This is a genomic window from Rhodopseudomonas faecalis, assembly GCF_003217325.1.
Classification (GTDB): domain Bacteria; phylum Pseudomonadota; class Alphaproteobacteria; order Rhizobiales; family Xanthobacteraceae; genus Rhodopseudomonas; species Rhodopseudomonas faecalis.
Genome location: NZ_QJTI01000042.1, coordinates 1 through 9135, shown reverse-complemented (window position 1 = coordinate 9135; position 9135 = coordinate 1). Strand labels below are relative to the sequence as shown.

Here is a 9135-nt window from a genome sequence, read left to right as displayed (position 1 = left end):
GTCGCCGCCCGCCACCACCCCAAGCTCCGCGACGACTACAACGCCCTTCGCCTGCAAGGAAAACCCGGAAAGGTCGCGCTCATCGCAATCGCCCGAAAACTGCTCGTCACAGCCAACGCACTCGTCAAAGCCGACACGCCATATCAAGGTAAGACCCTTGACACCTGAGACAGTCGCCGGGTTCGCGCTCCGCGCGCCCCGGAATGACGCCCAGGGCGTCCAATTCTTGCAACTGAGCCTATCCCCTTCGCTGCGAGCGCAGCGAAGCAATCCAGGGCAGTCACTGCGCTGCTGGATTGCTTCGTCGCTTCGCTCCTCGCAATGACGGTGCAGGAGCAGCAAGACGTTGGCGCGCAGGACGCGCCAATCAAGGACGCGCCAATCAAAAAGCCGCTTAGCGGGCGACGATCAAGCCGCGGCTGGTGACCACGACCCAGCGGCCGTCCTGGCGGCGGATGGCATCGACCCGGCCGAGACCCGGCACCGGATCGCCCGCGAACACCTCGAACGCGCCCTGGCGGCCTTCGATCACCGCGCCGCCATCGGCGACTTCGCGCAGCACCCAGCCATCGACAGTCGGCAACCGGCCGACCTCCGGCTTCGGCGCGGCCGCGGCGATCGAGCCGGTGGTTTCCTTCGGCGCAGCGGCGGCGGGCGCAGCCGCCACCGGCGCGGGCCTCAGCTTATCAACCGACTCGCCGAGCTTGCTGAGCTTGGCCGCGACGTCGGCCTGGGCCTTTTCCAGCTTTTCGAAACGATCGCTGCTCTTGCTGCTTTGCGCGCTGCTCTGCTTGGTGAGCTGATCAGCGGAGGTTTTCAGAGCGGCCAGATCGGCGTCGATCCGCGCGATCTCCTGGCTCAGCGTCTGCATCTGCTTGGCGGCAGCCGCGGCGCTGTCATCCGCAGCCGGACGGTTGAAGCCCGCGGTCGCGAGCGCGCCGCCCGCGACACCGCCGATCACGGCAATCGCCACCACCGCGGCCATTGCAGCGATGCGGCGCTTGCCACCGGCCGATGATGGCTGCGCATCCTCATCGCGCGGCGCCGAGCCGAGCGAACCATCCCACTCGCGTTCGCGCGGCGACAGAATGGTCACGGTGCCGCTGCGCTTGTCATCGCTGCGCTCAGGCTGTGCGTCGGTGGCTGATTGATGGGTCAGCCGCGGCGGTTCGGCCGGCTTGCCGGTATCGGCAGGCGGCTGCGCCGCAGACTTCGCCTCATTGGCCGCATCCGTGCCGGCGTCAACACTGGAAGGCTCGCCCTGAAATGCACTCACGTCGCAATCTCCAGTCTCAATTGACGTTTTGGTAACTCTTACTGCTTGCGAATCCGTTACTTCGGCCGCGGGTTACCAAAATTTTAGGATTGCCCCGGCGGCCGATCGCCCCTGCGGCGTAGTGCCGATTGCGGGCCGAAATGCGGCAATCACGCCGCGGCGCGGCCGTTACCTCACAGCACCACCGGCGCGTCCGGCAGTTCGTTGGCATCCTCGCCATCGCCGGGAAAATGCTGCGCCAGATGCTTGCCGATCGCGCGGATGCCGAAGATCACGCCCTCTTCAAAACGGTTCTGGCGGAACTGCGCCTCCATCGCCCGGCAGATCTGTTCCCAGCCGCCAGAGCCGACGCGGGCATTGATGCCGCGATCGGCAATAATCTCGACATCGCGATCGGCGAGCAGCAGATAGATCAGCACGCCGTTGTTGTGTTCGGTGTCCCAGATCCGCAACTGTGAAAACACATCGAGCGCGCGTTCGCGTGCCGATTGGCCGCGGAACAAGGGCGCACCGTCGAGCGCGCCTTCCACCACAAAGCGAATCTGGCCGCGATGGCTGGCCTCGCAGGCGGTGATCGCGCGGCCGATCCGCTCCAGCACAGGCGGCGGAAACAGCTTTCGCACCTGCCAGCGATGCACGATCAGGTGTTTGGTGATGCGCGCTATGCCCATGCTACCAGCTCCCCGAAGCGCCGCCGCCGCCAAAACTGCCACCGCCGCCGCTAAAACCGCCGGAACTCGACGACGACGAGCCGCCCGACCAGCCGCCGCTGGAGCGGCCGCTGCTCCAGGTGCCGACACCACCGGACCAGTTGCCGAGATCGATCACCAGCGCCACCAGAAAACCGATCACGCCGGCAATGGCGCCGATCAGCAGCGACTGCGCCAGCAGCCAGAACGCGATGCCGAACCCGGCGCCGGTCAGCAGCGCGGCCAGCAGCCGGCCGAAGATCGCCTGCAGCACCGAGTTGAACACCAGCGCGCCGAACAATAGCGGGATCAACAGATCGAAATCGAAGCTGACGCCATGCTGCCATTCCTGCTGCGGCTTGGGCACCGGCAACGGTTCGCCATCGATGACGCTGATCATGCGATCGACGCCGGCCTCGATGCCGCCGGCAAAGTCGCCGGCCTTGAAGCGCGGCGTGATGATCTCATCGATGATGCGCTTGGCGGTGACGTCATTGAGCGCGCCTTCGATGCCATAGCCGACTTCGATGCGCAGCTTGCGGTCGGTCTTGGCGACCAGCAAAATCGCGCCGTCATCGATCGCTTTGCGGCCGATCTTCCAGGCTTCAGCGACGCGCAGCGAAAACTGTTCGATGCTCTCCGGCGCCGTCGAGGGCAGCAGCAGCACGGCGATCTGGCTGCCCTTGCGGGTCTCGAACGCCTTGAGTTTCTGCTCAAGCCGCGCCACCACCGAGGGATCGAGCGTGCCGGTGGTGTCGACCACGCGCCCGCTGAGCGGCGGCACCGCGACCTGCGCCAGCGCGGCGACGATCACGGTGAAGCCGAGCAGCAGCGCCAGCACGGTCGAGCGGACGACGCTCATCGCCGAAGCTCCGCGTGTGATGTTACTTCGCCGGAGCTGGCGTGAAATCGACCTTGGGCGCGGTGGAGATTTCCTTCTCGTTGTCCACCGCAAAGTTCGGCTTTTCCTTGTAGCCGAACAACAGCGCGGTGAAGTTGGTCGGGATCGAGCGCACGGTGACGTTGTAGGCCTGCACCGCCTTGATGTAGCGGTTGCGCGCCACGGTGATGCGGTTCTCGGTGCCTTCGAGCTGCGCCATCAGATCCTTGAACAGCGCGTCGGATTTCAGCTGCGGATAGTTTTCGGTGACCACCAAAAGCCGCGACAGCGCGCTCGACAGTTCGCCCTGCGCCGCCTGGAATTTCTGGAACGCGGCCGGATCGTTCAGCACCTCGGGCGAGGCCTGCACGCTGCCGACCTTGGCGCGGGCATTGGTGACGCCGAGCAGTACGTCCTTCTCCTGCTGCGCAAAGCCCTTCACCGAATTGACCAGGTTCGGCACCAGATCGGCGCGGCGCTGGTATTGATTGACCACCTCGGACCAGCTCGCTTTGACCTGCTGGTCCTCGCTCTGAATGGTGTTGTAGCCGCAATTGCTCAGACTCAACGTCGCGAGCGCCGCGAGAACCGTGAGAAGCTTGCGCATTCCATCCTCCTGTAGCGATCCGGTCGCCATGATAGCGGCATTCGATAACGATCGATGCGGCGTTGGCAACAGCTCTCGCGCAACCAGGCTGCGCTCAGGCCAGCTCGGCCAGCACCGCGGCCACGATTTTTTGTTCTTCGGCACTAAGCGGCGCCTGCGGCGGCACCGGATCGCCAACCTCGTAGCCCTGGATCGCCAGCCCGGCCTTGATGCAGGCGGCGAGGTTGAAGCGCGCGAACGCCTCATTGATGCGCCACAGCCGCTTTTGCAGCGCCAGGGCTTCGCCCCAGCGTTTGGCGACACACAGCTCATAAAGCGCCACGCTCTGGCGCGGCACGATGCAGGCCGGGCCGGCCATCCAGCCGACGCCGCCGATCAGCATCACCGCCGCCGGGATATGCGCCGAGGCGGCAAACACTTTGATGTCGTCGCCGCAGCGATTGATGATCGACAAGAGCCGCCCGGTGTTGGTCGAGGCGTCCTTGATGTAGCCGATGCGCGGATGGGCGGCGAGCCGCGCCACCACATCGAGCGTCAGGTCGGCACGCTGGAACTGCGGATTGGTGTAGATCACCACCGGCAGATCGACCGCATCGGCGATCGCACGGAAATAATCTTCGATCTGTGCGTCCTTGAGCGGAAAATACGCCTCCAGGATCGCCAGAATGCCGCTCGCGCCGAGCGACTGATAATGTTTGGCCTGCGCCACCGCATCGGCGGTCGAGGTCGAGGCGACGCCGGCCACCACCGGCACCCGGCCGGCCGCGGCTTCGATGGTGGCTTGCACCACCGCGCTGCGCTGCGCCTGATCGAGATAGGCGAACTCGCCGGTTGAGCCGAGCGGCGTCAGGCCATGCACGCCGGCCTTGATCAGATCATCGCACAGCCGGCCGAGCACATCGCTGCGCACCCGGCCGCTGCCGTCGATCGGGGTCACGAGATAAGGAAAGACGCCGTGGAAATCGTTCATGCCCGCCCTCGATACGTATTCCGCCCGCAATTTCTGCGGCTTTTCTCACGCTATGCCCCATGCGCGCAAGGCGCTAAGCTTGAGCCGCCGGCAACTCTCGCCGCAGCAATTTCCCCTCTCGACCACGGATCGCCATGAATCGCCCCGCCGCCTCCGCCGTTCCGCCGACCGCTCCGATCGCCGCTCGCCGTCCGCACAGCTTCACCACCCACGGCATCACGCTGACCGACGACTATGCCTGGCTGAAGGACCCGAACTGGCAGGAGGTGCTGCGCGATCCATCGGTGCTCGATCCGGATATCCGCGCCTATCTCGAAGCCGAGAACGCTTACACCGAAGCGCTGCTCGGCCACACCGGCGATTTGCAGCGCAAGCTGGTCGCCGAGATGCGCGGCCGTATCAAGGAAGATGATTCCAGCGTGCCGGCACCGGATGGGCCGTTTGCCTACTTCCGCAAATTCCGCGACGGCGGCCAGCATGCGCTGCATTGCCGGATGCCGCGCGATGGCGGCGAGGTGCAGGTGCTGCTGGACGGCGATCAGCTTGCCGCCGGCCATGACTACTTCCGGTTCGGCGAAGTGCGCCATTCGCTCGATCACGCGCTGTGCGCCTGGGCCGCCGACACCAAGGGTTCGGAATATTTCACGGTGCGGATCCGCAGCTGGGCGACCGGCGAGGACAGCGCGATCGACGTGATCGAGGAAACCGATGGCGGCGTGGTGTGGAGCGCGGACTCGCAGGCGTTCTTCTACGTGAAACTCGATGACAACCACCGGCCGATGCAGGTCTGGCGCCATCGGCTCGGCACGCCGCAGGCCGAGGACACGCTGGTCTATGAGGAAAAGGACACGGGCTGGTTCACCCACATCCATGAAAGCTCCTCCGGCCGGTTCTGTGTGATCGCCGGCGGCGACCATGAAACCTCCGAACTCTGGCTGATCGATCTCGCCGATCCGGACGCCAAGCCGCGGCTGGTGGCGGCGCGCGAAGAAGGCATTCAATATTCGCTCGGCGACCGCGGCGATCAGCTGTTCATTCTGACCAATGCCGATGATGCCATCGATTTCAAGATCGTGCTGGCGCCGCTCGACGCGCCGCAGCGCGCCAATTGGCGTGATCTGATCCCGCATCGGCCCGGCATCTATGTCGATGATTTCGAGCTTTATGCCGGCCATCTGGCGCGGCTGGAACGCGCCAATGCGCTGCCCTCGATTGTGATCCGCGATCTGGCCACCGATGAGGAGCACGCGATCGCCTTCGCCGAGAGCGCCTATTCGCTCGACAGCCTCGGCGGCTATGAATTCGAGACCACCAATCTGCGCATCGCCTATTCGTCGATGACGACGCCGTCCGAGGTCTATGACTACGACATGGTCACCCGGCAGCGCGTGCTGCGCAAACGCGAGGAAATCCCCTCGGGTCACGATCCGGCGAACTACGTCACCACCAGGATCATGGCGCTGTCGCATGACGGCGCGGAAGTGCCGGTGTCGATCCTGCACCGCAAGGATTTTCAGCGCGACGGCCGCGCGCCGCTGCTGCTCTATGGCTACGGCTCCTATGGCTATGAGATGGACGCGGCGTTTTCCGCCAGCCGGCTGTCGCTGGTCGATCGCGGCTTTGTCTATGCCATCGCCCATATCCGCGGCGGCGCCGACAAGGGCTGGGGCTGGTATCTCGACGGCAAGCGCGACAAGAAGACCAACACCTTTGAGGATTTCGCCGCCGCGGCGCGCGCGCTGATCGCCAACAACTACACCGCGCCAAAGCGGATCGTCGGCCATGGCGGCAGCGCCGGCGGCATGCTGATGGGCGCCGTTGCCAACCGCCATGGCGAATTGTTCGCGGGCCTGGTCGCCGAAGTGCCGTTCGTCGACGTGCTCAACACCATGCTCGACGACAGCCTGCCGCTGACGCCGCCGGAATGGCCGGAATGGGGCAATCCGATCGAGAGCGAGGCCGATTTCAAAACCATCCTGTCGTACTCGCCTTACGACAATGTCGCGGCCAAGGACTATCCGGCGATCCTGGCGATGGGCGGGCTCGCCGATCCGCGCGTCACCTATTGGGAGCCGGCGAAATGGGTGGCGCGGCTGCGCGCCACCATGACCGGCGGCGGCCCGGTGCTGCTGCGCACCAATATGGGCGCCGGCCATGGCGGCGCCTCCGGCCGCTTCAAGCGGCTCGATGAAGTCGCGATCGTCTACGCCTTTGCGCTGTGGGCGGTCGGGCTGGCTGACGCGCCGCAGGAAACCATGGCATAACGCCCATAACAACACTCTCCCCGTCATTGCGAGGAGCGCAGCGACGAAGCAATCCAGCCTTGTACAAACCGCCTGGATTGCTTCACTCCCCGCAATGACAGCAACGAACAACAGAGAACAGGCACAGCATGCCCGCACCAAAACCACCTGGATTTGAAACGCTCAGTCTGCACGCCGGCCAGCAGCCCGATCCGCTGACGCGCTCGCGCGCGGTGCCGATCTATCAGACCACGTCCTATCTGTTTGAAGACGCCGACCACGCCGCCGCGTTGTTCAACCTCGAGCGGCCCGGCCATCTCTATACGCGCATCTCCAATCCCACGACCGCGGTGCTGGAAGAACGGCTGGCGGCGCTGGAAGGCGGCGTCGGCGCGGTGGCTACCGCGAGCGGCATGGCGGCGCTGCATCTGGCGATCGCGACGCTGCTGAGTGCCGGCGATCATGTCGTCGCGTCCAGCTCGCTCTATGGCGGCACCATCAACTTGCTGGCCCACACGCTGCCGCGCTTTGGCATCACCACCAGTTTTGTGGCACCGCGCGACCATGCCGGGCTGCAAGCAGCGATCCAGCCGAATACCAAGCTGGTGCTCGGCGAGACCATCGGCAATCCCGGCCTCGAAGTGCTGGACATTCCCGCGGTGGCCGCGATTGCCCATGAGGCGAAAATTCCGCTGCTGATCGACAACACCTTTGCCACGCCTTACCTGTGCCGGCCGATCGAACATGGCGCCGACATCGTGATGAATTCGGCGACCAAATGGATCGGCGGCCATGGCATCGCGATCGGCGGCGTGATCGTCGATAGCGGCAGGTTCGATTGGCACGGTTCTGGCAAATTTCCGACGCTGACCGAGCCCTATGCCGGCTACCACGACATCGTGTTCGACGAACAATTCGGCCCGCCGGCGTTCATCATCCGCGCGCGCATGGAAGGTTTGCGCGATTTCGGCGCGTGCCTGTCGCCGACCAATGCGTTCCAGCTATTGCAGGGCGTCGAAACGCTGGCGCTGCGCATGGATCGCCACATCGCCAACACCGCGGCGGTGATCAACTTCCTGGCCGCACACAAAGCGGTCGAGTGGGTGCTGCATCCCTCGCTCGACAGCCATCCCGATCATGAACTCGCCAAAAAGCTGCTACCGCGCGGCGCCGGCTCGATCGTGTCGTTCGGCATCAAGGGCGGCCGCACCGCCGGGCGCAAATTCATCGAAGCGCTGCGGCTCACCAGCCATCTCGCCAATGTCGGCGATGCCAAGACGCTGGTGATCCATCCGGCCTCCACCACCCATCAGCAGATGAGCGCCGAGCAACTTAAGGCCGCCGGCGTCGGCGAGGAGCTGGTGCGGCTGTCGGTGGGCCTCGAATCGGCGACCGACATCATTGATGATCTCGGCCAGGCGCTGCGCGTTTCGCAGAAGGGGTGAGCGATGAAACTCAACGTCAACGGCATCGACACCTTCGTTGCCACCGGCGGCCAGCCGTTCGATCCCAAGCTGCCGACCGTGCTGTTCATTCATGGCGCCGGCTTCGACCATTCGGTGTGGGCGCTGCAAACGCGCTGGTTTGCCCATCACGGTTTTTCGGTGCTAGCGCCGGACCTGCCCGGCCATGGCCGCAGCGGCGGCGCGCCGTTGCCGACCATCGGCGATATGGCCGATTGGATCGCGGCGCTGATCGCGGCGGTGGATGCCACCACCGCAGAGCTGATCGGCCATTCGATGGGCTCGCTGGTGGCGCTGGAGACCGCGGCGCGTCATCCGGCGCGGGTCGCGGCGCTGCGGCTGATCGGCACTTCGGCGACCATGACCGTCAGCCCCGATCTGCTCAAGGCGGCGCAGGACAACGGCCAGGACGTCCTCGACATGATGACGATCTGGGGCCTCGGTCCGAGCGCGGAAATCGGCGGCAATCTCGCGCCGGGGCTGTGGATGCATGGCTGCGCGCTGCGCGTGCTGGAAGCGAACAAGCCCGGCGTGCTGTTCAACGATCTGTCGGCCTGCAATGCCTATGAAGGCGCGCTGGCTGCCGCCGCCAAGGTCGAAGCACCGGCCACGGTGATCATCGGCGAACGCGACATGATGACCCCGGCCAAGGCCGGCCGCGCGCTCGCCGCGGCGCTGCGCAACGCCCGCGTGGTGGTGATCCCCGGCGCGGGCCACACCATGATGAGCGAACGCCCGGAGGAATTGCTGCAAGCCTTGCGCGGGTGAGAACTCTTGAAGTCCTCCATCCTGCTGGCGTCATCACGCTCAGCGCCTGCGCCCTGCACAGCCTGCTCCCTCTCCCCGCGTGCGGGGAGAGGGGTGGGGTGAGGGGGCATCGCCGCACATCGAGACGCTCGGCTGAATTTATAAGCCCCCTTGTATCTGCCCATCGACGGAGATGTGCGATGGAAGCGACGAAGCGCTTTGGCCGGTGGCCACCGGCCAAAGCGCGCGGCGACGTCGCC

8 protein-coding genes and 1 pseudogene are annotated in these 9135 nt (G+C 65.3%); 4 read left to right on the top strand and 5 right to left on the bottom strand.

All coding sequences use genetic code 11. The annotated features are described in order from the left end of the window. A pseudogene (locus BJ122_RS19945) lies at positions 1-168 on the top strand (IS110 family transposase); the annotation flags it as partial. 226 nt (positions 169-394) lie between these two features. On the opposite strand, the gene BJ122_RS18595 reads toward BJ122_RS19945, so the two are convergent. The 5 genes from BJ122_RS18595 to BJ122_RS18575 all read right to left on the bottom strand — a co-directional run bounded on the left by BJ122_RS18595 (position 395) and on the right by BJ122_RS18575 (position 4422). Continuing rightward, positions 395-1276 (bottom strand): hypothetical protein, encoded by an 882-nt coding sequence (locus BJ122_RS18595; protein WP_110782783.1) that lies wholly within the window; start codon positions 1274-1276, stop codon positions 395-397. A 173-nt stretch (positions 1277-1449) separates the two neighbouring features. Continuing rightward, positions 1450-1947, bottom strand: a complete 498-nt coding sequence (locus tag BJ122_RS18590; RefSeq protein WP_110782782.1) for a TPM domain-containing protein — start codon at positions 1945-1947, stop codon at positions 1450-1452. Position 1948: 1 nt separating this feature from the next. Next, positions 1949-2827, bottom strand: coding sequence for a TPM domain-containing protein (locus BJ122_RS18585; RefSeq protein WP_110782781.1), 879 nt, complete (start codon positions 2825-2827; stop codon positions 1949-1951). Positions 2828-2849: 22 nt separating this feature from the next. Then, positions 2850-3452: a LemA family protein gene (locus tag BJ122_RS18580; protein WP_110782780.1), complete on the bottom strand. Its 603-nt coding sequence runs from the start codon at positions 3450-3452 to the stop codon at positions 2850-2852. A 94-nt stretch (positions 3453-3546) separates the two neighbouring features. Beyond that, the gene (locus BJ122_RS18575) at positions 3547-4422 is read right to left on the bottom strand and encodes a dihydrodipicolinate synthase family protein (protein WP_110782779.1); all 876 of its coding nucleotides are present in this window, start codon (positions 4420-4422) and stop codon (positions 3547-3549) included. A 134-nt stretch (positions 4423-4556) separates the two neighbouring features. On the opposite strand from BJ122_RS18575, the gene BJ122_RS18570 reads away from it, so the two are divergent. The 3 genes from BJ122_RS18570 (at position 4557) to BJ122_RS18560 (ending at position 8896) form a co-directional block, all read left to right on the top strand. Further along, on the top strand, positions 4557-6686 hold the full coding sequence (locus BJ122_RS18570) for a S9 family peptidase (RefSeq protein WP_110782778.1): 2130 nt from the start codon (positions 4557-4559) through the stop codon (positions 6684-6686). Between the two features lie 128 nt (positions 6687-6814). Then, complete coding sequence (locus BJ122_RS18565) at positions 6815-8110, top strand: O-acetylhomoserine aminocarboxypropyltransferase (protein WP_110782777.1); 1296 nt, start codon at positions 6815-6817, stop codon at positions 8108-8110. 3 nt (positions 8111-8113) lie between these two features. After that, entirely contained in the window at positions 8114-8896 is a 783-nt protein-coding gene (locus BJ122_RS18560) for an alpha/beta fold hydrolase (RefSeq protein ID WP_110782776.1), read from the top strand. Positions 8897-9135: the final 239 nt, after the last annotated feature.

Coding starts and splice junctions, on each gene's coding strand:
- BJ122_RS18560 (WP_110782776.1), top strand. CDS start 8,114: ATGAAACTCAACGTCAACGGCATCGACACCTTCGTTGCCACCGGCGGC.
- BJ122_RS18585 (WP_110782781.1), bottom strand. CDS start 2,827: ATGAGCGTCGTCCGCTCGACCGTGCTGGCGCTGCTGCTCGGCTTCACC.
- BJ122_RS18565 (WP_110782777.1), top strand. CDS start 6,815: ATGCCCGCACCAAAACCACCTGGATTTGAAACGCTCAGTCTGCACGCC.
- BJ122_RS18580 (WP_110782780.1), bottom strand. CDS start 3,452: ATGCGCAAGCTTCTCACGGTTCTCGCGGCGCTCGCGACGTTGAGTCTG.
- BJ122_RS18570 (WP_110782778.1), top strand. CDS start 4,557: ATGAATCGCCCCGCCGCCTCCGCCGTTCCGCCGACCGCTCCGATCGCC.
- BJ122_RS18575 (WP_110782779.1), bottom strand. CDS start 4,422: ATGAACGATTTCCACGGCGTCTTTCCTTATCTCGTGACCCCGATCGAC.
- BJ122_RS18590 (WP_110782782.1), bottom strand. CDS start 1,947: ATGGGCATAGCGCGCATCACCAAACACCTGATCGTGCATCGCTGGCAG.